26 protein-coding genes are annotated in these 24459 nt (G+C 34.3%); all 26 read left to right on the top strand.

Annotation, left to right across the window (positions count from 1 at the left end):
* Nucleotides 1-80 precede the first annotated feature (80 nt).
* The 26 genes from B6K90_RS09855 to B6K90_RS09730 all read left to right on the top strand — a co-directional run bounded on the left by B6K90_RS09855 (nucleotide 81) and on the right by B6K90_RS09730 (nucleotide 24425).
* Complete coding sequence (locus B6K90_RS09855) at nucleotides 81-458, top strand: response regulator (RefSeq protein ID WP_025671030.1); 378 nt, start codon at nucleotides 81-83, stop codon at nucleotides 456-458.
* A 293-nt stretch (nucleotides 459-751) separates the two neighbouring features.
* Complete coding sequence (locus tag B6K90_RS09850) at nucleotides 752-1606, top strand: class II fructose-bisphosphate aldolase (protein WP_088012555.1); 855 nt, start codon at nucleotides 752-754, stop codon at nucleotides 1604-1606.
* A 438-nt stretch (nucleotides 1607-2044) separates the two neighbouring features.
* Nucleotides 2045-3343, top strand: a complete 1299-nt coding sequence (locus B6K90_RS09845; protein ID WP_088012554.1) for a UDP-N-acetylglucosamine 1-carboxyvinyltransferase — start codon at nucleotides 2045-2047, stop codon at nucleotides 3341-3343.
* Nucleotides 3344-3415: 72 nt separating this feature from the next.
* Nucleotides 3416-4381, top strand: a complete 966-nt coding sequence (glpX, locus tag B6K90_RS09840) for a class II fructose-bisphosphatase (RefSeq protein WP_088012553.1) — start codon at nucleotides 3416-3418, stop codon at nucleotides 4379-4381.
* A 354-nt stretch (nucleotides 4382-4735) separates the two neighbouring features.
* On the top strand, nucleotides 4736-6010 hold the full coding sequence (gene rho, locus B6K90_RS09835; RefSeq protein ID WP_088012552.1) for a transcription termination factor Rho: 1275 nt from the start codon (nucleotides 4736-4738) through the stop codon (nucleotides 6008-6010).
* 159 nt (nucleotides 6011-6169) lie between these two features.
* Nucleotides 6170-6415 (top strand): type B 50S ribosomal protein L31, encoded by a 246-nt coding sequence (locus tag B6K90_RS09830; RefSeq protein WP_025671035.1) that lies wholly within the window; start codon nucleotides 6170-6172, stop codon nucleotides 6413-6415.
* Between the two features lie 212 nt (nucleotides 6416-6627).
* Nucleotides 6628-7242, top strand: coding sequence for a thymidine kinase (locus B6K90_RS09825; RefSeq protein ID WP_088012551.1), 615 nt, complete (start codon nucleotides 6628-6630; stop codon nucleotides 7240-7242).
* 200 nt (nucleotides 7243-7442) lie between these two features.
* Entirely contained in the window at nucleotides 7443-8510 is a 1068-nt protein-coding gene (prfA, locus tag B6K90_RS09820) for a peptide chain release factor 1 (protein WP_114345131.1), read from the top strand.
* Nucleotides 8510-9370 carry a peptide chain release factor N(5)-glutamine methyltransferase gene (gene prmC, locus B6K90_RS09815; protein WP_088012549.1) on the top strand — a complete coding sequence of 287 codons (861 nt, stop codon included), beginning with the start codon at nucleotides 8510-8512 and terminating at the stop codon, nucleotides 9368-9370. The genes prfA and prmC overlap by 1 nt, the downstream gene beginning before the upstream one ends.
* A gap of 137 nt (nucleotides 9371-9507) precedes the next feature.
* Complete coding sequence (locus tag B6K90_RS09810; protein WP_088012548.1) at nucleotides 9508-10413, top strand: ATP-grasp domain-containing protein; 906 nt, start codon at nucleotides 9508-9510, stop codon at nucleotides 10411-10413.
* Complete coding sequence (locus B6K90_RS09805; protein WP_088012547.1) at nucleotides 10410-11267, top strand: ATP-grasp domain-containing protein; 858 nt, start codon at nucleotides 10410-10412, stop codon at nucleotides 11265-11267. The genes B6K90_RS09810 and B6K90_RS09805 overlap by 4 nt, the downstream gene beginning before the upstream one ends.
* A 378-nt stretch (nucleotides 11268-11645) precedes the next feature.
* Nucleotides 11646-12371 carry a stage II sporulation protein R gene (gene spoIIR / locus B6K90_RS09800; RefSeq protein WP_235821777.1) on the top strand — a complete coding sequence of 242 codons (726 nt, stop codon included), beginning with the start codon at nucleotides 11646-11648 and terminating at the stop codon, nucleotides 12369-12371.
* Between the two features lie 57 nt (nucleotides 12372-12428).
* Nucleotides 12429-12887: a GNAT family N-acetyltransferase gene (locus tag B6K90_RS09795; RefSeq protein WP_088012545.1), complete on the top strand. Its 459-nt coding sequence runs from the start codon at nucleotides 12429-12431 to the stop codon at nucleotides 12885-12887.
* A 106-nt stretch (nucleotides 12888-12993) separates the two neighbouring features.
* Nucleotides 12994-14037 carry an L-threonylcarbamoyladenylate synthase gene (locus B6K90_RS09790; RefSeq protein ID WP_088012544.1) on the top strand — a complete coding sequence of 348 codons (1044 nt, stop codon included), beginning with the start codon at nucleotides 12994-12996 and terminating at the stop codon, nucleotides 14035-14037.
* Nucleotides 14038-14277: 240 nt separating this feature from the next.
* A complete protein-coding gene (locus B6K90_RS09785) occupies nucleotides 14278-14835 on the top strand; it encodes a manganese efflux pump MntP (RefSeq protein ID WP_088012543.1) in 558 nt (185 codons plus the stop codon).
* Nucleotides 14836-14945: 110 nt separating this feature from the next.
* Nucleotides 14946-15386, top strand: a complete 441-nt coding sequence (locus B6K90_RS09780) for a low molecular weight protein arginine phosphatase (protein WP_088012542.1) — start codon at nucleotides 14946-14948, stop codon at nucleotides 15384-15386.
* 123 nt (nucleotides 15387-15509) lie between these two features.
* Nucleotides 15510-15956, top strand: a complete 447-nt coding sequence (rpiB, locus tag B6K90_RS09775) for a ribose 5-phosphate isomerase B (RefSeq protein ID WP_088012541.1) — start codon at nucleotides 15510-15512, stop codon at nucleotides 15954-15956.
* 96 nt (nucleotides 15957-16052) lie between these two features.
* Complete coding sequence (locus tag B6K90_RS09770; RefSeq protein ID WP_088012540.1) at nucleotides 16053-16619, top strand: TIGR01440 family protein; 567 nt, start codon at nucleotides 16053-16055, stop codon at nucleotides 16617-16619.
* 167 nt (nucleotides 16620-16786) lie between these two features.
* Nucleotides 16787-18028, top strand: a complete 1242-nt coding sequence (glyA, locus tag B6K90_RS09765) for a serine hydroxymethyltransferase (protein WP_139840708.1) — start codon at nucleotides 16787-16789, stop codon at nucleotides 18026-18028.
* A gap of 226 nt (nucleotides 18029-18254) precedes the next feature.
* On the top strand, nucleotides 18255-18773 hold the full coding sequence (locus B6K90_RS09760) for a DoxX family protein (protein WP_088012538.1): 519 nt from the start codon (nucleotides 18255-18257) through the stop codon (nucleotides 18771-18773).
* A gap of 281 nt (nucleotides 18774-19054) precedes the next feature.
* Nucleotides 19055-19684, top strand: a complete 630-nt coding sequence (gene upp / locus B6K90_RS09755) for a uracil phosphoribosyltransferase (RefSeq protein ID WP_025568588.1) — start codon at nucleotides 19055-19057, stop codon at nucleotides 19682-19684.
* A gap of 233 nt (nucleotides 19685-19917) precedes the next feature.
* The gene (locus B6K90_RS09750) at nucleotides 19918-20859 is read left to right on the top strand and encodes a sugar-binding transcriptional regulator (RefSeq protein ID WP_088012537.1); all 942 of its coding nucleotides are present in this window, start codon (nucleotides 19918-19920) and stop codon (nucleotides 20857-20859) included.
* A 307-nt stretch (nucleotides 20860-21166) separates the two neighbouring features.
* A complete protein-coding gene (gene deoC, locus B6K90_RS09745; RefSeq protein ID WP_088012536.1) occupies nucleotides 21167-21832 on the top strand; it encodes a deoxyribose-phosphate aldolase in 666 nt (221 codons plus the stop codon).
* A 139-nt stretch (nucleotides 21833-21971) separates the two neighbouring features.
* On the top strand, nucleotides 21972-22376 hold the full coding sequence (locus B6K90_RS09740; protein ID WP_088012535.1) for a cytidine deaminase: 405 nt from the start codon (nucleotides 21972-21974) through the stop codon (nucleotides 22374-22376).
* 117 nt (nucleotides 22377-22493) lie between these two features.
* Entirely contained in the window at nucleotides 22494-23678 is a 1185-nt protein-coding gene (locus B6K90_RS09735) for a NupC/NupG family nucleoside CNT transporter (RefSeq protein ID WP_088012534.1), read from the top strand.
* Between the two features lie 114 nt (nucleotides 23679-23792).
* The gene (locus B6K90_RS09730) at nucleotides 23793-24425 is read left to right on the top strand and encodes an AmiS/UreI family transporter (protein WP_088012533.1); all 633 of its coding nucleotides are present in this window, start codon (nucleotides 23793-23795) and stop codon (nucleotides 24423-24425) included.
* Nucleotides 24426-24459: the final 34 nt, after the last annotated feature.

Below are 24459 nucleotides of genomic sequence, written 5' to 3'. Positions count from 1 at the left end.
TTTTAAGTAGAATGTAAAAATTTAGGGGAATTTGTATTTTTTTAAGCAAGGTTATCTGGTTTAGAAAGGTGGTACTACTTTTGGGAAGTAAATTACTTATAGTAGACGATCAGTACGGAATTCGTTTGCTTTTACACGAAATTTTCAAAAAAGAAGGCTATGAGGTATTTCAAGCAGCTAATGGTTTTCAAGCAATTGATATTGTAGTGAAGGATTGTCCCGACTTAGTTATTCTTGATATGAAAATACCAGGTATGGACGGAGTGGAGATTCTAAAACGAATCAAAGAAATTAATAAAGATATTAAAGTTATTTTGATGACGGCTTATGGTGAACTCGATATTATTGAAGAAGCTAAAAAATTAGGAGCACTACAATATTTTCCAAAACCATTTGATATTGATGAAATTAAAAAGGTTGTTAGAGAGCATACTTCACAACCACAATCTCAGCAGTAAAATAGCAGATGGGTAGCGGACCATCTGCTTTTATTTTATCCACTAATTGAAAGCGTTTTCGGAAATAACGGATAAAACCGGTAGAAATAGTGTTTAATTGTCTAATATGTTACGATAATACGAACATTAGATGATATTTGTTGTGTTTTTATTTCATTTTTTGTATTCTTATGTTGTGATATAAATACCTTATAATTTACATAATAAAGAACAATTTGTAGCATTATATTCTTGTTAGTAAAATTATGGGTGCAGATTAATTTTCATAAAAGAGTATATAAGGAGGGCTTAAAATGCCTTTAGTATCTATGACTGAAATGCTTAATAAAGCAAAAGAAGGTAAATACGCTGTTGGTCAATACAATATTAATAACTTAGAGTGGACTTTTGCTATTCTTACTGCAGCTGAAAGAGAAAAATCACCTGTAATTCTTGGTGTTTCTGAAGGTGCAGCTAAATACATGGGTGGATTTAATACTGTTGTAAAGATGGTAGAAGGTTTATTAATTGATTTAAAAATTACAGTACCTGTAGCAATTCATCTTGATCACGGTTCAAGCTTTGAAGCATGTAAAGCTGCAATTGACGCTGGATTTACTTCAGTTATGATTGATGCTTCTCACGATCCGTTTGAACAAAACGTTGAAACAACTAAAAAAGTTGTAGACTACGCTCATTCTCATGGTGTATCTGTTGAAGCTGAATTAGGAACTGTTGGTGGACAAGAAGATCACGTTGTTGGAGACATTATTTATGCTGACCCAGCAGAGTGTAAAGAACTAGTTGAGCGTACAGGCATTGATTGCTTAGCTCCAGCTTTAGGTTCTGTTCATGGACCATACAAAGGTGAACCAAAATTAGGTTTCGACGAAATGGAACAAATCGGTAACGAGACTAATGTACCATTAGTTTTACACGGTGGAACTGGAATCCCAACTGAACAAATTCAAAAAGCAATCGCTCGTGGAACTGCAAAAATTAACGTAAACACTGAGAACCAAATTGCTTTCAATAAAGCTGTTCGTGAATTTGTTGCAAATGATCAAAAACAATACGATCCACGTAAAGTTCTTGGACCAGGTCGCGAAGCAATTATCGCTACAGTAGCTGGCAAAATCCGTGAGTTCGGTACTAGCAACAAAGCATAATATTTTAAGTTTTTTAGCTTAAAATATGATATATTATAATAAATTAAGCCGTCTAAATTATGTTTAGACGGTTTTCTTGTTTAACAAAGTAATTTTTAGTAATAAATTTATATGTTTTTTCATTTAGACTTGAAGATTTAAGATAATAATGATTAGAATTAGGTTAGGTCTAGTTAAGAATTTACCAAATATCTATTTCTACTTTAATAACTAATCAAAAGTTATTTAAAGGTTTTTTTCAATTTTTATTGAAATTGAAGATATTGTAATTAACCAAACCCCAAGCAAAAGTCTTTACATTAGACTGTAGCCCTCGTATCAACTAAGATTAGAGAAGTAGAATTTTGGAGAAAATAGGTAGAAACTATTCGACAGTTGAGGAGTTTACAAACTTTACTTCTCTACTATTTTCTTCTGCTCATTAGAAGGGAGTATACTATGGAAAAGCTTGTATTAGAAGGCGGTATACCTTTAAAAGGGACAATTCGTGTTAGCGGTGCCAAAAATAGTGCTGTAGCTTTAATTCCAGCAACTATCTTAGCAAGCTCACCTGTAACACTTGAAGGTGTTCCTTCTATTTCAGATGTTCAAACACTATGTGACCTTTTAGAGGAAATAGGTGGTCAAGTAGAAGTATCTGATGAAAAAATAATGATTGATCCAACAAATATGGTTGCAATGCCACTTCCAAGCGGGAAGGTTAAAAAATTGCGAGCGTCTTATTATTTAATGGGTGCAATGTTAGGTAGATTTAAGCAAGCGGTCATAGGCTTACCAGGGGGATGTTATCTTGGACCAAGACCTATTGATCAACATATAAAAGGTTTTGAAGCATTAGGTGCAAAAGTAACGAATGAGCAAGGTGCAATCTATTTAAGGGCAGAAGAACTAAAAGGTGCACGTATATACTTAGATGTAGTTAGTGTTGGTGCAACGATTAATATCATGTTAGCAGCGGTTTTAGCAAATGGTAGAACTGTTATTGAAAACGCTGCAAAAGAGCCTGAGATTGTTGATGTTGCTACTTTATTAACAAGTATGGGTGCTAAAATTAAAGGCGCAGGTACTGATGTTATTCGAATTGATGGAGTAGAATCCCTATCTGGCTGCACACATACAATTATCCCTGATCGAATTGAGGCAGGAACTTATGCAATATTAGCTGCTGCAACTGTGCAAGAAGGGGACAAGGTTATTGTTGATAATGTTATTCCTCACCACTTGGAATCACTCATAGCGAAAATGAGAGAGATGAATATAGATATTGATACGAATGACGATCAAATTATCGTTTCAGGATCAAATAAAGAACTGAAATCAGTAGATATTAAAACTTTAGTTTATCCAGGGTTTCCGACTGATTTACAGCAGCCATTTTCTGTGCTATTAACGAAGGCGAATGGGACAGCCGTTATAACTGATACAATTTATGGTGCAAGATTTAAGCATATTGATGAGCTTAGAAGAATGAGTGCAACGATTAAAGTCGAAGGTAGTACGGCTATTATTTCAGGTCCTTCACAGCTACAAGGTGGTCGTGTAAAAGCAAGTGATTTACGTGCTGGAGCAGCATTAGTTATAGCAGGCCTAATTGCAGAAGGTAAAACAGAACTAACCGGATTAGAGCATGTGGATAGAGGATATGAGGATTTAGTAGAAAAGCTTTTAGGATTAGGAGCTAATGTATGGCGTGTTCAACTAACTAAGCAAGAAGTTGAACAATTAAAAAATGCGTAAGATTGGGTGTCTACATACTCCAGTTTAACATAATAAAGATAGTTTTCATTTACATCAAAGGGGGAGTTTTAAATGGAAAGAAGTTTATCAATGGAGTTAGTCCGTGTCACTGAGGCAGCAGCACTAGCATCTGCAAAATGGATGGGTTTAGGTAAAAAAGATGAAGCAGATGATGCTGCTACAACAGCAATGCGCGACGTATTTGATACGATTCCAATGAAGGGAACAGTTGTAATTGGAGAAGGGGAAATGGACGAGGCTCCAATGCTTTATATCGGTGAGAAACTTGGGAATGGTTATGGTCCAAGAGTAGACGTAGCAGTTGATCCGCTTGAAGGTACAAATATCGTAGCATCTGGTGGATGGAACGCTTTAGCAGTTATTGCAATTGCTGATCATGGCAATTTATTACATGCTCCTGATATGTACATGGAGAAACTTGCAGTAGGACCTGAAGCTGTGGGTAAAGTTGATATCAATGCATCTGTTCTTGAAAACTTAACTGCTGTAGCAGAAGCAAAAGGAAAAAATATTAATGAAGTCGTTGCAACAGTATTAAATAGAGAACGCCATGCGAAGCTAATTGAAGAAATTCGCTCAGCAGGAGCTCGAATTAAATTAATTAACGATGGTGATGTAGCGGGTGCAATCAACACGGCTTTTGATCATACAGGTGTTGATATTTTATTTGGAAGCGGCGGAGCACCTGAAGGAGTTATTGCTGCAGTAGCTTTAAAATGCTTAGGTGGAGAACTTCAAGGAAAGTTATTACCTCAAAATGAAGAAGAAATTGAACGTTGCAAACGCATGGGTATTGAAGATACAAACCGTGTGTTATACATGGACGATTTAGTTAAAGGTGATGACGCAATTTTTGCTGCTACTGGTGTTACTGATGGAGAATTACTTAAAGGTGTACAATATAAAGGGAATGTAGGATCTACGCAATCATTAGTTATGCGTGCTAAATCAGGAACTGTTCGTTTTGTAGATGGACGTCATAGCTTAAACAAAAAACCAAACCTAGTTATTAAATAATGAACTCGGTTCAATCTTGGTTTTGATAATGGTGAATAAGGAATTAAAATTCTTTGATAACGAAATCAGAATCTAGCTATTAATTTATTAGTATAATGACTCTTTCCTTTATTTACCAAGGGGAAGAGTCATTAAATAGTTTAGTCGAAAAATAGTTGGCATAAAAAACTCTTTCGAATTATAATCTCAATAGATAGTAAACCTATTAATTCTAATTACTTAGAATATTTTTAGGGGAAAAGGTTACACTAAAGAGTAATACTTTATGTAAGTTTCCTTCAAAAAACCTTCTAAATAACCTTCCGAATTAAGAAAACCCTAATTTGAACGAATAAAAGTAAAGAGTGGTGTTATATGAGTTTAACAATCTCTGCATTAGAAAGCATGAAATTAAAAGAGTTGTATGAACACGCGAAAGTAATGAAAATTTCGTATTACAGCAAATTAACGAAAAAAGAACTTATTTTTGCAATCCTTAAAGCGCAAGCGGAAAAAGACGGATTAATGTTCATGGAAGGCGTACTAGAAATTATCCCATCAGAAGGATACGGATTCTTACGTCCAATTAATTATTCACCTAGTTCAGAAGATATTTATATTTCTGCATCTCAAATTCGTCGTTTTGATATGAGAAATGGTGATAAAGTTTCTGGAAAGGTACGTCCACCGAAGGAAAATGAAAGATACTTTGGTTTACTTCAAGTAGAAGCAGTCAATGGAGATGACCCTGAGAATGCTAAAGAACGAGTTCACTTCCCGGGATTAACTGCATTATATCCAAATAGACAAATGAAGCTTGAAACTTCTCCTGCTAAGTTTTCAACTAGAATTATTGATATGATCGCCCCTGTAGGATTTGGTCAACGTGGTTTAATTGTTGCCCCTCCAAAAGCTGGTAAGACAGAGTTATTAAAAGAAATTGCAAATAGCATCACTACAAATCACCCAGAAGCAGAACTAATTGTATTGCTAATCGATGAGCGACCAGAAGAGGTAACGGACATTGAACGTTCTGTAAAGGGAGACGTTGTAAGTTCGACTTTCGATGAAACTCCTGATAGTCATATAAAAGTTTCTGAATTAGTATTAGAGCGTGCTATGAGACTAGTAGAGCATAAGAAAGATGTAATTATTTTAATGGATAGTATTACTAGGCTTGCTCGTGCTTATAATTTAGTTATTCCACCAAGTGGTCGTACGTTATCAGGGGGTATTGACCCTGCTGCATTCCATAGACCAAAACGATTCTTCGGTGCTGCACGTAATATCGAAGAAGGTGGAAGTTTAACGATTTTAGCAACAGCTCTAATCGACACTGGCTCACGTATGGATGATGTTATTTATGAAGAATTCAAAGGTACAGGTAATATGGAGCTACACTTAGATCGTTCATTAGCTGAACGTCGTATCTTCCCAGCAATTGATATTCGTCGATCTGGAACACGTAAAGAAGATTTATTAATACCAAAAGAGCATCTGGACAAGCTATGGTTAATGAGAAAAACAATGTCAGATATTCCAGACTTTGTTGAACGTTATTTCAGAATGCTTCGTCAAACAAAAACAAATGAAGATTTCTTCAATACGATGACTGAAGAAAGTAGAAAAACGCCAGTCTCTAATAAATAGTTGGAAGATATAAGCAACCAGAAAGAGAAATAGTGGGTTGCATTCTCCCGGGTTAGTTGCTATAATTTCATTTGTATGTGAAATGTAAATTATGTGGTATACACATGGTTTCTTATAACTCTGATTTCAAGGATTTCAGGGCGGAAGGAGATGAAAAACATGAAAGCGAATATTCATCCTAATTACAAGAAAGTAGTGTTTATGGATATTAACACTGGTTTCAAATTCTTAAGCGGATCAACAAAATATTCTAACGAAACAATCGAATGGGAAGATGGCGAAACTTACCCTCTAATCAAAGTTGAGGTTTCTTCTGATTCTCACCCATTCTACACTGGACGTCAGAAATTTGCTAACGCTGCAGGACGTGTTGAACGTTTCAACAAAAAATACGGCCTTAAGTAATATTGATGAAAAGCAGGCGGGTTATTGCTACTTTGCCTGCTTTTTTTACGCATTTATAGTCAAATAACATAAACAAGTTTAATTCAAAATAATGAATTTTTATATAAATAGACAAGATACTTACATTAATTATAAATACTGAAGAATTAACCAGCGTTTAAAATATATAAATAAAATAGTCTTTGTACTGATATAGAAAGGTGAGACACGAGATGTTCTTTATGATGAAAAAAAATGGTTGGATTGAAATGATTTGCGGAAGTATGTTTTCTGGAAAATCAGAGGAACTAATTCGCCGTGTTCGTCGTACACAGTTTGCTAAGCAAAGCTGTGTTACATTCAAGCCATCAATCGATAATCGATACAGTGAAGTAGAAGTGGTGTCTCACACAGGAATGAAAGTACCTGCTTATGCAGTAACACACTCATCACATATTCTTAAATACGTTACAGAAGAAGTTGAAGTAGTTGCAATCGATGAGATTCAATTCTTTGACGATGAAATAGTTCAGGTAGTTCAACACCTTGCGAACTCTGGAAAACGTGTGATTTGTGCAGGTTTAGACCAGGATTTTAGAGGGTTACCATTTGGTAAAGTACCTGAAATATTGTCAGTTGCTGAACATGTAACGAAATTAAACGCAGTTTGTGCTTCATGCGGATCACCCGCAAGTAGAACTCAAAGATTAATAAATGGGAAACCAGCTTTATTTGAAGACCCTATTATTTTAGTAGGTGCATCTGAATCGTACGAACCAAGATGTCGTCACTGTCACGAAGTACCAACGAAAACAATTCAACCAGCACTTCAAAGTCAGAACGATTAATACAGTAGGTTGAAAATTAGCTATTAAGACCATATACTAAGAAATGTGGAGAAAGCTAAGCCTAGCTCTGAATGGAATATTTTCGAAGAGCTAGCTTACGAAACTGAACACTAATATTAGAATAAAAGAAGCGATTTAGAATCGCTTCTTTCGATATATATTTAGAAACTATTTAAGACGAAAATGTCGAGGTGAAAATTATGTTTGATCGATTACAAGCTGTAGAGGATCGCTATGATAGATTAAACGATTTACTTAGTGACCCAGAAATTATAAACGACTCAAAAAAGTTACGTGAATACTCAAAAGAACAATCAGACATTCAAGAAACAGTTGATGTATACCGTCAATACAAATCAGTTAAAGAGCAGATTAAAGATGCAAAAGCTATGCTTGAAGAGAAGCTTGATGCTGATATGCGCGAAATGGTTAAAGAAGAATTAAATGATTTGGAGAACGAATCAAAGGATTTAGAAGAACGACTAAAAATCCTTTTAATTCCAAAAGATCCTAATGATGATAAAAACGTTATCGTTGAGATTCGTGGTGCTGCAGGAGGGGACGAGGCTGCATTATTTGCTGCTACGTTATACCGTATGTACAGCCGTTTTGCTGAGGTTAATGGGTGGAAAACAGAAATCATTGAAGGTAACTATACAGAGTTAGGTGGCTTTAAAGAGGTTATCTTTATGATAAATGGTAAAGGTGCATACTCGAAATTAAAATTTGAAAATGGTGCACACCGAGTTCAACGTGTTCCTGAAACAGAATCAGGTGGACGAATTCATACTTCAACTGCAACTGTAGCAGTATTACCAGAAGCTGAAGAAGTTGAAATTGAAATCCATGAAAAAGATATTCGTGTAGATACATTTGCTTCAAGTGGCCCTGGTGGTCAATCAGTAAATACAACGATGTCTGCAGTACGTTTAACTCATATTCCTACAAATACAGTTGTATCTTGTCAGGATGAAAAATCACAAATCAAGAATAAAGAAAAAGCGATGAAGGTTCTTCGCGCTAGGGTTTATGATAAATTCCAAAGAGAAGTACAAGCAGAATACGATCAAAACCGTAAGCAAGCTGTAGGTACAGGTGACCGTTCTGAACGTATCCGAACTTATAACTTCCCACAAAACCGTGTAACTGACCACCGAATTGGATTAACAATTCAAAAGCTTGATCAAATCATTGAAGGTAAAATTGACGAAATTATTAATGCGTTAATTATGGATGATCAAGCAAAACGAATGGAACAAAGTCAATAATGACAACAAAGATATATGAAGCCCTAAAATGGGCTTCTTCTTTTTTAAAAGAACACGGTCGTGATGAAAATGTGGGTGAAATTGCATTAAAACATATTTTGGACTGCAATCGAACAGAATTGTTGTTAAATATGAGAGAAGATTTAAAAGGGCATCATTGGATGCAGTTTCAAGAAATGATTCAAAAGCACACTGGAGGCCAACCAATCCAATATTTGATTGGATATGAATACTTTTATGGCCGAAAATTCTTTGTTAATGAAGAAGTGCTAATTCCAAGACCAGAAACAGAGGAACTAGTAGAAGGTGTTCTGCACCGTATTCAAAAACATTGGAAGTATACAGATCAATTTGAACTAGTAGATGTAGGTACAGGTAGTGGGGCGATTGCAATCTCACTTGCGCTTGAAAGTGAACAACTAACAGTTCATACAGTTGATATTGCAGCAGAATCAATTCAAGTTGCTAAACGAAATGCACAAGAGTTACAGGCAAATGTACACTTTATACACAATGATTTACTGAATTACTTTATTGAAGAAAATAAGAGAGTTGATATTGTTGTATCAAATCCACCATATATTCCTCATGAGGATTGGTTAGGTTTAGATGAAGTAGTTAAGAATCATGAGCCATACCGTGCTTTAGTAGGTGGCGAAGATGGTCTAGATTTTTATCGTCGTTTTGCAAATGACTTACCTAAAGTATTAAAAGAAAAATCACTTGTTGCTTTTGAAGTAGGAGTCAACCAAGGTGAACAAGTTGCAGACATTTTAAGGAAGGCCTACCCGAATTCAAATGTTGAAGTTGTTTTTGATATTAATGGCAAAGACCGAATGGTTTATATGGTAAATGGCTAATTTAAATAGTGAATCGTAATGATATAGACTAGAAAAAGTCCATGTATTGCGATTCTTTTTTTTTGTGTTAAAGTTGTAAAAGATGAGTGAATTTCAATCAAGAAAAAACAAAAACATTACGAAAGAAGATAGTTAGAATGAAAAAGTTTAAAGGTTGGATTGTATTTAATGGTCATATTACAGCTACAAAATTTACCGAACTTTTCGAATGGTTACAAGCTACAGCAATCGCAAAAGGAATAGATGTTACTTTAGTTAAACATTATGAATTAGTCTCAGTAATCGAAAAGGGTAAAGCGATTTTAAAAGGGAAATTTGCGAATGAAAAACCTGATTTTGTAATTTTCTGGGACAAGGATGTTCATTTAGCAAGGCATTTAGAAAACATGGGACTAAAATTATACAATTCTGCGAGAACAATAGAAGTCTGTGATGATAAGGCTTTAACTTTTCAGGCATTATCGAACTTCGATATCCCTATGCCAAAAACAATAACCGCTCCGCTGTTGTTCCCTAATTGTGATTTAACAAACTATGATTTTTACGATGAAGTTATAAAGGAATTAGGTTTTCCTTTAATTATAAAAGAGTCATTCGGTTCATTCGGTAGACAAGTTTATTTAGTTGAGAATAGAGAAGATTTTTTTAAGAAGGTAGGCGAACTAAAGCACAAACCGCATATTTATCAAGAGTTTATCGAATCTAGCAGAGGAACTGATATTCGCATTCAAGTAGTAGGTAAACAAGTAGTAACAGCAGTGTTAAGAAAATCAGAATCAGATTTTCGTGCAAATGTTACGAATGGTGGAAAAATGTATAAATATGAGCCGACAGAAGAGCAAATTAATTTAGCTCTAAAATGCTCTGAAATATTGGGAGCTGACTTTGCAGGGATTGACCTATTGTTTGGTGAAGACGGAAAAACATATATATGCGAAGTTAATTCAAATGCACATTTCAAAAATATTTATCTATGTACAGACGTGGATACAACGAAATATATAATTGATTATATTACCTGGGACTTGGAGAAAAACGTATGATTGGTTGGCTAATCTATTCAGAAGCGGATGCAGAAAGAAATAGAACTTATATCGACTGGTTAGTAAGCGGAGCAATGGAAAGTGGATTTGAGCTAAAGTTACTCTATACAGAAGATATAGTAATAGGTATCCGAAACAGTGTTAATATAGTTTACTATCAAGGTAAAGAATTAAATAAACCGGCCTTTGTAATCATGAGGACAATATCACAAATATTATCTTCCCACTTTGAAGAAATGGGAATTAGAATATTTAATAACGAGGCTATTTCAACAATGGCCAACCATAAGTTTCTAACACACCAGAAGCTTTCTAATTTAGGCATTCCAATGCTAGACACATTTTATTATAAGAAAAGTACAATTACAAAATCCTTAGATACAATCCATTTCCCTTGTGTGCTTAAAAATTGCACAGGAAGAGGCGGAAGTGAAGTATTTTTTATAAATAATCAAGAAGAGTTACTGGAGACCGTACAAAACTCAAATTTTGATGAATTATTAATTCAAAACATTGCAGAGCAATTAGGTAAGGACTTAAGAGTATTCATTATCGGTAAAGAAATTGTTGCAGCCGTTTTAAGATATTCAGAAAAAGATTTTCGTGCGAATTTTTCTTTAGGCGGAGGCGCAATACTATACGAACTTTCCGAAAATGAAAAAGAACTCATTCAAAAAATAGTAGATCATTTTGACTTTGATTTCGTAGGAATTGACTTTATGTTCGATGCAAACAACCAACTAATCCTAAATGAAATTGAGGACGTAGTAGGAAGTAGAACACTATATACGGTATCAGACATAGATATTGTTTCGTTGTATATGGATTATATTAAAAAGCAGATAAAATGTTAGAGAGAATAGGGATTGTAAGATAAATAGTGTATTTCATACTTCCCATTTTAATAGATTGTTAATAGACTTGTTAGAGTAAATCTTCTTATCTACAAGTAGATCGGAACGTAAGATGCTCGACGGCTTGAGATCTCGCAGCGGCGAACATGATGAGGTGCTCAACAAAAAAACTTGCACCCTGAACAGGAAATCATTGTTTACTTCTCAATCAAAAAAGAATCTATTAAAAAAATAGAATACTAGTGTTTAAGAAATAGCCAATTTGTCTACACTGTTCCTAGAGGGATGGTGGAGAGAATGAAAACTAAAAATAAAACAAAAATAACATATAAAATTATTTCTTTATTTATCATATTATTAATTAGTTCATCAGTGTTAATGCCACTTCGAGATACAAATGCAAAAGGTAATGAAATGGTAGTAATTCCTAAGAAAGCTGTACGACTAAGAATTCTAGCGAATAGCGATTCTAGTGAAGACCAAGCTCTTAAACGTAAAGTTAGAGATGAAGTTAATGCTCAAATTAATACTTGGGTAAAAGATTTAACAACCTTTGAAGAGGGACAAAAAGTTATTAAAAGTCATATTCCAGATTTACAAAAAACAGTTGCACGTGTTATTAAAGAAGAAGGCTCAAATCAATCATTTACAATTACTTACTCTAAAAAAGTTAAATTCCCTACAAAATTATATGGTAGTTTCTTATATCCTGCCGGTGATTACGAAGCAGTTTTAATTAAACTTGGTGCAGGTCAAGGGGCAAACTGGTGGTGCGTATTGTTCCCGCCATTGTGCTTCCTAGATTTCTCAAACGGTGATGCAACTTTAAGTAAAGAGTCATTACAAGCTCAACAAAAGGTTGATCATGAAACAAAAATTGAAAAAGAACCTAAAGAAGTGTCTAAAAAACAAGTAGCATTACGTTTAAGTGATGACGATACTAATGCTGCACCAAAACAAAACAATGAATCATCTCTTCAGGATGATACTGAGATCAAGAGCAATGAAGATGCGGTTGTGGCTTCTACTCTACCTAATGATGTACAAAAAGATGATATTAAGGTAGAGAGCTTCTTTGTACAAATGTTAAAGAATTTATTTTAGTTCTAGCGTTCTCCCTACGTGCATAAAGTATTACAAGCATACTAGGGAGGTTTTTTTATGAAAATACGTTCAGCGATTCAAGAAGATTTTGAAACTATTTTTTCATTCTTGGGACAAGCAGGATTATCTACAAACGGACTTGAAGAGCAACAAGAATCTTTTTTCATACTGGAAGATGAGTTTGGAAAAGCGCAAGCTGTAATAGGATATGAACAGGATGGAGAAGAAGCGTTATTAAGATCACTAGTAGTTGCACCTACCATTTATTCACAGCATATGGTACTCTTTTTACAAAGTGTTCTTGAAAAACTAAAAGAAGAAATGATTAGTAAAGTATATTTATTAACAAGACAGCATGTAGTTCAAGACTTATTCCTTTTACTAGGATTCGGGCAAGTCGAACAGGAAAATGTTTCGAACAGTATTAAAGAAATGAAGCATTACCAAACTACTATTACGAATGAAGAAGTATTAGTTTATCAAAAAGAACTATACACAAAGTTATCCACAAATTAGCAAGTTTTGTCCACAATTTGTGGATAAAACTTGCTTTTCATTCTTTGGATAATGTCTAAATTTGTAAAATATACACTATTATTCACTCTAGAGAGAGGTGCTACGTATGGAAACGAAATTATGGTATGTGGATAATCCTGTGAATAAAGAAGAAGTTTACCCACAGATTGTGGATGCAGCAAAAAATTTACAGTTAGGACAAGTTGTCGCTTTTCCAACTGAAACTGTTTATGGGTTAGGGGCAAATGCTCTTTCAGATGAAGCAGTTCAACGAATTTTCCAAGCAAAAGGTAGACCAAGTGATAATCCACTTATTGTACATATTGCCAACAAAGAACAGTTAGATCAACTAGTAGAAGAAATTCCATTAGATGCAAAAAAACTAATGGATGCTTTTTGGCCAGGACCATTAACGTTAATTTTAAAAAGTAAAAAAAATGTTTCAAAATATGTAACGGCAGGGTTATCCACAGTTGGAATAAGAATGCCCGATCATCCAGTTGCTCTAGCGTTAATAGAAGCTTGTAATTTGCCACTAGCAGCACCAAGTGCAAATACATCAGGGAAGCCTAGTCCAACTTCTGCTAAACATGTATTTGAGGATTTAAATGGACTAATTGTAGGGATTGTTGATGGTGGAAGTACAGGTGTCGGAGTTGAATCAACAGTTATCGATTGTTCTCAAGATATTTTTACAATATTAAGGCCAGGTAGTATCACACCAGAAATGATTAAAGAAATAATTCCTACTGTTGAAGTAGATCCAGCAACAATGAAGGAAAATGAAGCACCGAAATCACCAGGTATGAAATATAAACATTATGCACCAGATGCTCAAATGCATCTTGTAAATGGAAGTATTGAGTTTATGTACAAGCTTATACACAATTCCAAAACAGAGGGAAAAAGAGTAGGGATATTAACAACTGAAGAAAATGCGAAGCAATATGATGCTGAAGTAGTTCTTACATGTGGAAAACGTAGTGACTTATCAACCGTGGCTGCAGCATTGTATGACTGTATTCGTAAATTTAATGAAGAACATGTTGATATCATTTATTGCGAAACTTTCCCTTATGAAGGTATTGGAATTGCCATTATGAATCGATTGTGGAAAGCTTGTGGACATTCAGTGATACAAGAAAAATAATAGAAGCTCTATTCGAGCTTCTATATTTTAGTTTGTAAACAAAGTACCGATTGCAAGTAAGTCTTTTATGAAGCCTAGTGAGGAGCTCAGTTACATTAGACAGTAATGAGCAACTCGCAGGCAGGCGAAATAGCGAAGAAAGCAAGTATCTTTCAACAGTCTGAAAAAAATTATGTAATTTCCCTCATATGACCTGTAGGACGTGCATATCTTTTAATAGCAAGTCCTAGGGGGGGGAGCATGAGTAGCTCATTAATCAATGAACTGATTACATTAACTATTATGGGATCTGCGCTAGGTTTAGATGCATTCTCAGTTGGGTTAGGAATGGGAGTTATACAACTTAAATTTAAACAGATCATAAATATTGGCATCGTAATCGGACTCTTTCATGTAATAATGCCCTTATTAGGAATGATCATTGGATATGAGTTATCCGAGAATCTGGGACGGTATGCTGTACTACTCGGTGGATTCTTATTGATGGGAATAGGCTTTCACATGATCTATGCAACGCTATTTGGAAAAGAAGAAAATAAATATTCACCTACAGGAGTAGGTTTACTTCTTTTTGCATTTAGTGTAAGTGTAGACAGCTTTTCGATTGGAATTAGCTTGGGAACATTCGGTGCTAAAACATGGCTAACAATACTCCTATTTGGTTTTATCAGTACAATTTTAACTTGGGCTGGATTACTTCTAGGAAGAAGAGTAGAACAGGAACTTGGTAAATTTGGAGAACTATTAGGTGGTTCGTTCTTATTGATTTTCGGAATAAAACTATTATTTTTTTCCTAAGATACATATGGTGAATAAGTGCTAAGGATGGAGACAATTGCCCCATCCTTTTATTTTTTAGTAAAATAGATTAAATAAAACGTTCAGAAAAATGAGGGTGAGGTATTGAGATGAAAAATATATTATTTGTTTGTACCGGAAATACATGTAGAAGCCCAATGGCAGAAGCACTTTTAAGACATCATGGTAATGAGTTCTATCAGGTCAAGTCTGCTGGAGTATTTGCTATGTCAGGCGACCCTGCTTCTCAAAATGCAATATTAGCTCTAAAAAATAAGGGGATTGAAACGAATCATTCTTCGCAGCAAATAAATGAAGATCTGCTAGAATGGTCTTCGCAAGTTTTATCAATGACATTGAGCCATAAAGAAATGTTAGTTTCTAAGTTTCCTCAGTATAAGGATAAAATATATACATTTTATGAATATATAAACGGTCAAGCTAAAGATATTTCTGATCCTTATGGAGGGTCTTTAACAACTTATGAAAATACTTTGAGTGAATTAGAAGTGTTGGTAAAACAGATTGTACAGAAACAAAACGAACATTAATTCAATTAGTAATTGGATGTTAATTAGTTTCCCTAAATTTGAACATAATAGTGTAAGATAGAAATTGAAGTCAATTCAATACGAAAGAAATTGAATCAAAGATATCAATACGGGGGTTAACTAATGAAAGTAGCAATAGCATCTGATCATGGTGGATTAAATATACGTCAAGAAATCATGAATTTAATGGATGAAATGGGCATTCAATACGAAGATTATGGTTGTGAGTGTGGTACATCTGTAGACTACCCAGACTATGCATTCCCAGTTGCACAAAAAGTAGCAAGTGGAGAAGTAGACCGTGGAATATTAATATGTGGAACGGGAATTGGAATGTCAATTGCCGCAAATAAAGTTGAAGGAATTCGATGTGCATTAGTACATGATACTTTCAGTGCAAAAGCAACTCGTGAACATAATGATACGAATATTCTAGCAATGGGTGAACGAGTAATCGGACCTGGTTTGGCAAGAGACATTGCAAAAATATGGTTAACGACTGAATTTGAAGGCGGTCGTCATGAAAATCGTGTAAACAAAATTAAAGACTACGAAAAAAATCATCAATAATAAAACCTAAACAAAAGCCGCTAATCCAAAACAGACTGTGAAGATTATCGGCTTTTTTAATAATGAGTAAATTATCCTATGAAAGGAGCATATATAATGAGTAAAGAATTAAGGTTAGTAGCCAAGCAAATAAAATCATTATTGAACGAGCTTAACGATCATGTGAATTTTACAAGTGAGCACGTTTTAGTCATTGGTTGTAGTACTAGTGAGGTTAGCGGTCAAAGAATTGGAACTTCTGGAACAAAAGAAGTAGCGGAAGTTTTATTTAATGAAATTAAGGCTTTTCAAGATGAAACAGGAGTGCAATTAGCGTTTCAATGCTGTGAACATTTGAATAGGGCTTTAGTTGTTCAAAGAAAGACGGCAAAAAGTTTACAACTGGATGAGGTAACTGTTATACCAGTTCGTACTGCAGGAGGAGCGCTTGCTTCATACGCATTTAGGCATTTAGATCATGCTGTAATTGTTGAACATATTAAAGCAGATGCAGGGATTGATATTGGCGATACTTTAATCGGTATGCATTTAAAGCATGTGGCAGTTCCTTTAAGAACAAGTATTAAACAAGTTGGACAAGCTCATATTACGGCGGCAAAAACTCGTCCAAAGTTGATTGGTGGAGCGCGTGCAGTTTATTCAATAGATGAAGACGTGAAATAAAGTGTTTTTATTATAATAGAATAGTTAAATGTTAGTTAATTGAAAGATATATCTTTCATTTTTAATACGAAACATGGTAAAATAGAAAGGAATTCGGTCGTTTTATCGAATAATACCGTAAATTTATACTAGTAATGTTCGTGTTTTATAAAAAGGGGGATATAACTGTGGAAAATTTAAAAAAGCAAGATCCATCATTGTATGAGGCAATACAGTTAGAGTTAGGTAGACAACGTACTAAAATCGAGTTAATTGCGTCTGAAAACTTTGTAAGCGAAGCAGTAATGGAAGCCCAAGGTTCAGTATTAACTAATAAATATGCTGAAGGATATCCAAACAAACGATACTATGGCGGTTGTGAATATGTTGACATCACAGAAAACATTGCAAGAGACCGTGCAAAAGAAATTTTTGGAGCAGAACATGTAAATGTTCAACCTCATTCAGGTGCTCAAGCAAATATGGCAGTTTATTTCACTATTTTAAAACATGGTGATACAGTATTAGGTATGAATTTATCACATGGTGGTCATTTAACTCACGGAAGTCCAGTAAACTTCAGTGGGGTCCAATATAACTTCGTTGAGTATGGAGTAGATCCAGAAACTCAAGTAATCAACTATGAAGATGTATTAGAAAAGGCGAAAGCACATAAACCGAAATTAATCGTAGCTGGCGCAAGTGCTTATCCAAGAGCAATTGACTTTAAAAAATTCAGAGAAATTGCAGACGAAGTTGGAGCTTACTTAATGGTGGATATGGCACATATCGCTGGTTTAGTAGCAACAGGTCTTCATCAAAATCCAGTTCCATTTGCTGATTTTGTTACAACAACTACTCATAAAACATTACGTGGACCACGTGGTGGTATGATTTTATGTAAAGAAGAATTCGCAAAAGCGATTGATAAATCAATCTTCCCTGGTATCCAAGGTGGACCATTAATGCACGTAATTGCTGCAAAAGCTGTAGCATTTGGTGAAGCATTACAAGAAGATTTTAAAAAGTATGCACAAGCTATCATCGATAACGCTGCTCGTTTAGCTGAAAGCTTAAAATCTCACGGCTTAAATTTAGTATCTGGTGGCACGGATAATCACTTAATTTTAATTGATGTTCGTTCATTAGAGTTAACTGGTAAAGTTGCTGAGCACGTATTAGATGAGGTTGGTATTACATGTAACAAAAATACAATTCCATTTGATCCAGCAAGTCCATTTGTAACAAGTGGTATCCGTATTGGTACAGCTGCTGTAACTTCAAGAGGATTTACTTTAGAAGATATGGATGAAATTGCATCAATCATTGCTGAGACATTAAAAAACCACGAAAATCAAGAAGTACTAGAAGCATCTCGTAACCGAGTTAATGCATTATCTAGCAAATACGAATTATACCCTACGTTTTAATAAATAAAGTATAAAATAAGCTATCTTTAGAACTGTATTTTCAAATGCAAATAGCATTGATGGTGCAGTCATACTAAAGATAGCTTTATTTATCAAAAAGTTTGTGATGAAGTTCACAAAAAGTTCATTTAAATTTGTGAAATAGTTCACATTATTCTTTTGGAATGGAGTACAATAACTCATGTAAACAGCAATTAAAAATTACACAAACGGAGGCAAAAAAGTTATGTTTATTAATTTTTTAAGAACTAATAAAATTGCATCTGGTTTCTTAACTATTATTCGTCTTTATTTAGGTTATGAGTGGATCCATGCAGGTTGGGGTAAGTTATCGGCTGGTGGATTTGATGCGTCAGGATTTTTAGGATTTGCAGTTAAAAGTGCGACAGGTGAACATCCAGCAGTACAAGGCTGGTGGGCAGACTTCCTTACAAACTTTGCAATACCAAACATCGATTTATTTAACTTTCTAGTACCTATTGGAGAATTCGTAATCGGACTTGGACTTATTCTTGGATGTTTTACAAAAACAGCAATGTTCTTTGGTTTAATGATGAACTTTGCATTTATGTTTAGTGGTACAACTAGTACAAACCCGCAAATGGTATTATTAGGAATCTTCATTATAATTGCTGGTTCAAATGCAGGTCGAATCGGATTAGATCACTATATTAGCAAGTTTATAAATCGAAAAACTTCTTTCACTCCAAAAGTACCAGATCATAATTTAAGGAAAGCATCTTAACTATACACAGGTTGTGTAGGCAAAGTATGAAGAGAGAGCCAATAGGTTCTCTCTTTGGTGTGTATAAAATAAAAATTTTTCTGCCACTTATATTAATAAAGAAGAGGAGTTTTTTGAAAAAAATGGGTGAAAATAGCAAATGATTAGTAAAAAAAGGAAATAATGAAGTAAGATCTAAATTAATTCAAAGCGATTGTATGATGTGGCTTGAATTATTTAACCGCTTTCGGTATTCTTTTTAAGAATAATAAATTACTAAGTATTTGCAAGGAGCGATAAAAGTGAGCAAAGTATACGTTTTTGATCATCCGTTAATTCAGCATAAAGTTTCTTTAATTCGTAAAAAAGACACTGGAACAAAAGAATTTCGTGCACTAGTTGATGAGGTTGCAGGCTTAATGGCATTTGAAATCACACGCGATCTACCATTACAGGAAGTGGAAATCGAAACACCAGTAGCAATTGCTAAGTCAAAAGTTATTGCTGGTAAAAAATTAGGGATTGTACCAATTTTACGTGCAGGTTTAGGAATGGTTGATGGCTTCCTTCAGTTAGTTCCAGCAGCTAAAGTTGGACATGTTGGATTATACCGCGACCCTGAGACTTTAAAACCAGTTGAATATTATGTTAAACTTCCTACGGATGTAGAAGAACGTGACTTCATTGTGATTGATCCAATGCTTGCGACAGGTGGATCAGCAGTTGAAGCAATTAACTCTTTAAAAACACGAGGTGCTAAAAATATTAAGTTTATGTGCTTAATTGCAGCTCCAGAAGGTGTTGAAGTTTTACAAAAAGCACACCCAGATGTGGACATTTACATAGCTGCCCTTGATGAAAAATTAAACGATCATGGTTATATTGTTCCTGGTCTTGGCGATGCTGGAGATCGTTTATTCGGTACAAAGTAATTACATTTTAAAAGCTTTCCTAGCATAGGAGAGCTTTTTTCACATTAAGAAAGCAGCGAGGTAGCTTGCTCGACGTAGTCGCAAATTTTAGGAATTAAGTATAAGTGCAACTGCGCCTCTGCCTTTGCCTAAAAGGCTCGTCAGTAGACGAGTTTTCTTTAATTTAAAAGGGGTATAATAATTAAAAATTTGAACGTGAAATAAGGATTGGTAAGTTAAAGGGGATTAATGGAATGTCACTCGAAAAACAAAGGTTAATAATAGATGCTGCAAGACTATACTATGATTCTGATTATAGTCAACAAGAGATCGCGACACAATTAGGTATCTCTCGTCCAACTGTATCAAGATTACTTCAACAAGCAAAGGAATTGGGATATGTACGCATTGAAATTATTGATCCCCTAGAAGGCAATCAAGATTTAGCCAGAGAGTTAAAGAAAAAATATAATTTACAATCTGTTGAAGTTTGCTACTCACCCATTGATGACTACAATGAAGTTTTGCAAACTATCACTAAAAAAGCTGCGGATGTGTTAGTAGATCTAGTCCATGATGGTGATGTTGTAGGTGTAACTTGGGGAACAACGATGTATCATATTGCAACAAAGCTAAGTAATAAACAAGTAAAAGGTGTAGAAGTAATTCAGCTAAATGGTGGAGTAAGTTACTCTAAAACGAATACTTATGCATCTGAAACGGTAAATTTATTTGCCGAAGCATTTAACACCGTTCCAAGATATTTACCACTACCAGTTATATTTGATAATCCACAAGTAAAACAAATGGTCGAGGAAGACCGCCATATTGGTCGGTTAATCGATTTGGGAAAACAATCAAATGTCGCAATTTTTACTGTAGGAACTGTAAAAAAAGATGCCTTGTTATTTAAAGTTGGCTACTTAAACGAAAAGGAAGAGACGGATTTACAAACATTTGCTGTAGGAGACATATGCTCACGCTTTTTTGATAAAGAAGGAAATATTTATTCTGAACTTCTTAATCGTCGGACGATTGGAATTGAGTTAGATGAGCTAAGAAGTAAAGAAAAGTCTATTTTAGTTGCAGGTGGAGAAAGAAAAATAAACGCTATTCATGGTGCTTTAATGGGTAAATATGCAAACGTATTAATAACCGATCAATTTACTGCCAAAAGATTGCTAGAGCAGAGCTAAGAGGGATGCTGCCGAACATTTAGAGAGAGTGTGTTAAAATTGCCAACTTTTTGGAGACCCTCGTTTTTAAAATGGAAATAATAGAAATTCGTTTGTACATTCAATTAAAAAAGAGGCGTCTTCTGTGTCAGTTAATCTGATTTATGAGACAGCCTCTTTTTATATTTTATAGGTAAAATTATCCTTGAACATAAGTTCAAATTGTATTTTACAAAATTTCATAGCGGTGTTATAGTAAAGACATATTCAAAGTAACTTAGTAAATAAACATTTATTTTTAACAAAACCATTAAGGGAGCGACTATATATGAATTACGCAAATTTAGTAGATCACACATTATTACGAGCTGACGCAAAAAGAGAGGAAATTGCAAAACTAGCTGAAGAAGCAAAAGAATTTAGCTTTGCATCAGTTTGCATCAATCCTACTTGGGTTTCTTATGCAAGTGAATTATTAAAGGATTCAACTGTAAAAGTTTGTACGGTAATTGGTTTCCCTCTAGGGGCAAACACACCTGAAGTAAAAGCATTCGAAACTACAAACGCAATTGAAAATGGTGCCAAGGAAGTTGATATGGTTATCAATATTTCTGCATTAAAAGAAAAAAATGACGAATTAGTTGAAAGAGATGTACGTGCAGTTGTTGAAGCTGCTAAAGGTAAAGCTTTAGTAAAAGTAATTATTGAGACTTGTCTTTTAACTGATGAAGAAAAAGTTAGAGCATGTGAATTATCTGTTAAAGCTGGTGCTGACTTTGTAAAAACATCAACAGGATTTTCAACTGGTGGAGCAACAGTAGAAGACGTTGCATTAATGCGTAAAACTGTTGGAGAAAACGTAGGCGTTAAAGCTTCTGGTGGTGTTCGTAACTTAAAAGACGTAGAAAATGTAGTAGCTGCTGGTGCTAACCGTATCGGAACAAGTTCTGGTGTTAAAATCGTTCAAGGTGAAGAAGCAAACACAGCTTATTAATTTCTAAATAATTTTAAAATAAAAAAAAGTGAGTGAGTTATTGCTCTTTAGCTCTTACGTTGGTAATATGGTAAAGCGAAGACAAAACTCACACACTTTAATAAAGAATTACCTAACAATTCGTTAAAGGGTGATATATATGAATACACAATCATTAATCAGTGAAGCTTTAAAGGCTCGTGAAAACGCATACGCTCCTTACTCAAAATTTAAAGTAGGTGCAGCAATTTTATTGAATAACCAAATGGTCTACACAGGTTGTAACGTAGAAAATGCTTCTTATGGACTAACAAATTGTGCAGAAAGAACTGCTATATTTAGTGCGGTAGCTGCTGGTAATGGTTCAGCAAAGATCGAATCAATTGCAATAGTAGGGGATACTGAAGGCCCAATTTCACCATGTGGTGCATGTAGACAAGTAATCGCAGAATTTAGTGATGAGAACACAAAAGTATACTTAACTAACTTAAAAGGTGACATCGCTGAAACAACTGTTAAGGAATTACTTCCTGGATCATTTAGTTCAAAAGATTTACAAGGTTAATCCTTGTCTGACATCTAACTTCTATATGATGTCTGACATCCAACAAATAAAAAGTTGTGTTCGTTTTGAAAGCGCTTATATTAAAAAATAAATTTATTGGATTTTCGGGGGAGAAACATGAAATATATTATTGCTCTTATTGGACTACTAGTTGTTTTCGGTCTTGCTTTCATCGCTAGTAGTGATCGTAAAAACATAAAATACCGTCCAATTTTAATCATGGTCGTTATTCAAATCATTTTAGCTTTCTTATTATTAAACACAGAAGTCGGTTTAGTTCTAATTAAAGGTATTTCAAATGGATTTGGAAAGTTATTAGAATATGCTGGTGAAGGTGTAGATTTCGTATTTGGCGGAATGGCAAATAAAGGTGCATTTCCTTTCTTCACAGGTGTACTATTACCGATCGTATTTATTTCAGCTTTAATTGGTATTTTACAGTTTACAAAAATTTTACCATTTGTCATCAAATATATTGGTTTAATTTTAAGTAAAATCAATGGTATGGGTAAACTAGAATCTTATAATGCTGTAGCTTCTGCAATTTTAGGACAATCTGAAGTATTTATTTCAGTAAAAAAACAACTTGGTCATTTACCTAAAAATCGTTTATATACTCTTTGTGCATCAGCGATGTCAACAGTATCTATGTCAATCGTAGGTGCATATATGACAATGGTTGAGCCAAGATACGTAGTAACGGCAATTGTATTAAACTTATTTGGTGGATTCATTATTTCTTCAATTATTAATCCATACACTGTTACAGCTGAAGATGATATATTAACTGTTCAAGAAGAAGAAAAACAAACATTCTTTGAAATGCTTGGCGAATATATTTTAGATGGTTTTAAAGTAGCAATTATCGTTGCAGCAATGTTAATCGGATTTGTTGCATTAATTGGTGGAATCAACAATATTTTTGATATGATTTTTGGAATCTCATTCCAAGGAATCTTAGGTTATGTATTTGCTCCATTCGCGTTCATTATGGGTGTGCCATTTAAGGAAGCGGTTGATGCAGGTAGCATTATGGCAACAAAACTTGTTTCAAATGAGTTCGTTGCGATGATGGATTTAGCAAAACAAGGTAAAGAATTCTCAGCTCGTACATTAGGAATTGTATCAGTATTCCTTGTATCATTTGCTAACTTCTCATCAATTGGTATTATTGCAGGTGCAGTTAAAGGTTTACATGAGAAACAAGGTAATGTTGTAGCTCGCTTCGGTTTAAAATTATTATTTGGTGCAACATTAGTAAGTGTTTTAACAGCGATTATCGTAGGTATCGTTTTAAAATAATTAAATCCAAGCGTTTGACTTTGATCAGGCGCTTGTATTTTTTTTTCTAATCTTAAAGTAGGAGGGTTGAGTTAGAAAGTTAATTTTTAACAATTTTCTTTTTAACAAGTCACTATGGGATCTGTAGGTTTACTTTTATCAGGTGCAACTCTATTTTTAAATAGTCTTGTTTTATTAAATAAAGCGAATGCTAAAAGTGCAGCTTTATTAAACTTATTTGTTGGTACATTACAAATCGTTTTTCCTTTCTATTTATTAATGCATTTAGGTGCTGGAAAATGGGAATTATTTAATACGGCAAGCATTTTCTTTTTTGGTATTACTTATGTATATAATGGATTCACAAATCTTAAAGGTTTTAATGGAACTGGCTTAGGTTGGTTCTCACTTTGGGTATCAATTATGTCTGTACTTTGGGCTTTCGTGAACTTCGCTATTATTCATGATGTTGTAGGCGGACTATTATGGGTTATGTGGGCATATTTATGGTATCTATTCTTTGCAGGCCTAGTATTAGGTAAGAAAATAGAGCGATACACAGGAATCGTTGCAATGATTCAATCTTGGACTACTATTACTCTTCCTGCATTTTTTATGCTTTTAGGTATTTGGCAGGAGACAGTAATTTCAAATGCATGGATCGTAGTATTAGGTGCATCAATATTGTATTTTGTTATACATGAAGTTAAAGCGTATATTACAAATAAAAGATTTCAGTTGTTTAACCAACCTGAATTAAAAAATTAATGTTAATACAACAAAAGACTAACTTTTTAGGCAA

This window comes from Gottfriedia acidiceleris, from assembly GCF_002128425.1.
Classification (GTDB): Bacteria; Bacillota; Bacilli; order Bacillales; family Bacillaceae_G; genus Gottfriedia; species Gottfriedia acidiceleris.
Note: the sequence above shows the minus strand (reverse complement) of the source record. Positions and strands in the feature narration are given on the sequence as shown.

Coding starts and splice junctions, on each gene's coding strand:
- B6K90_RS09850 (WP_088012555.1), top strand. CDS start 752: ATGCCTTTAGTATCTATGACTGAAATGCTTAATAAAGCAAAAGAAGGT.
- B6K90_RS09845 (WP_088012554.1), top strand. CDS start 2,045: ATGGAAAAGCTTGTATTAGAAGGCGGTATACCTTTAAAAGGGACAATT.
- glpX (WP_088012553.1), top strand. CDS start 3,416: ATGGAAAGAAGTTTATCAATGGAGTTAGTCCGTGTCACTGAGGCAGCA.
- rho (WP_088012552.1), top strand. CDS start 4,736: ATGAGTTTAACAATCTCTGCATTAGAAAGCATGAAATTAAAAGAGTTG.
- B6K90_RS09830 (WP_025671035.1), top strand. CDS start 6,170: ATGAAAGCGAATATTCATCCTAATTACAAGAAAGTAGTGTTTATGGAT.
- B6K90_RS09825 (WP_088012551.1), top strand. CDS start 6,628: ATGTTCTTTATGATGAAAAAAAATGGTTGGATTGAAATGATTTGCGGA.
- prfA (WP_114345131.1), top strand. CDS start 7,443: ATGTTTGATCGATTACAAGCTGTAGAGGATCGCTATGATAGATTAAAC.
- prmC (WP_088012549.1), top strand. CDS start 8,510: ATGACAACAAAGATATATGAAGCCCTAAAATGGGCTTCTTCTTTTTTA.
- B6K90_RS09810 (WP_088012548.1), top strand. CDS start 9,508: ATGAAAAAGTTTAAAGGTTGGATTGTATTTAATGGTCATATTACAGCT.
- B6K90_RS09805 (WP_088012547.1), top strand. CDS start 10,410: ATGATTGGTTGGCTAATCTATTCAGAAGCGGATGCAGAAAGAAATAGA.
- spoIIR (WP_235821777.1), top strand. CDS start 11,646: ATGCCACTTCGAGATACAAATGCAAAAGGTAATGAAATGGTAGTAATT.
- B6K90_RS09795 (WP_088012545.1), top strand. CDS start 12,429: ATGAAAATACGTTCAGCGATTCAAGAAGATTTTGAAACTATTTTTTCA.
- B6K90_RS09790 (WP_088012544.1), top strand. CDS start 12,994: ATGGAAACGAAATTATGGTATGTGGATAATCCTGTGAATAAAGAAGAA.
- B6K90_RS09785 (WP_088012543.1), top strand. CDS start 14,278: ATGAGTAGCTCATTAATCAATGAACTGATTACATTAACTATTATGGGA.
- B6K90_RS09780 (WP_088012542.1), top strand. CDS start 14,946: ATGAAAAATATATTATTTGTTTGTACCGGAAATACATGTAGAAGCCCA.
- rpiB (WP_088012541.1), top strand. CDS start 15,510: ATGAAAGTAGCAATAGCATCTGATCATGGTGGATTAAATATACGTCAA.
- B6K90_RS09770 (WP_088012540.1), top strand. CDS start 16,053: ATGAGTAAAGAATTAAGGTTAGTAGCCAAGCAAATAAAATCATTATTG.
- B6K90_RS09760 (WP_088012538.1), top strand. CDS start 18,255: ATGTTTATTAATTTTTTAAGAACTAATAAAATTGCATCTGGTTTCTTA.
- B6K90_RS09750 (WP_088012537.1), top strand. CDS start 19,918: ATGTCACTCGAAAAACAAAGGTTAATAATAGATGCTGCAAGACTATAC.
- deoC (WP_088012536.1), top strand. CDS start 21,167: ATGAATTACGCAAATTTAGTAGATCACACATTATTACGAGCTGACGCA.
- B6K90_RS09740 (WP_088012535.1), top strand. CDS start 21,972: ATGAATACACAATCATTAATCAGTGAAGCTTTAAAGGCTCGTGAAAAC.
- B6K90_RS09735 (WP_088012534.1), top strand. CDS start 22,494: ATGAAATATATTATTGCTCTTATTGGACTACTAGTTGTTTTCGGTCTT.
- B6K90_RS09730 (WP_088012533.1), top strand. CDS start 23,793: ATGGGATCTGTAGGTTTACTTTTATCAGGTGCAACTCTATTTTTAAAT.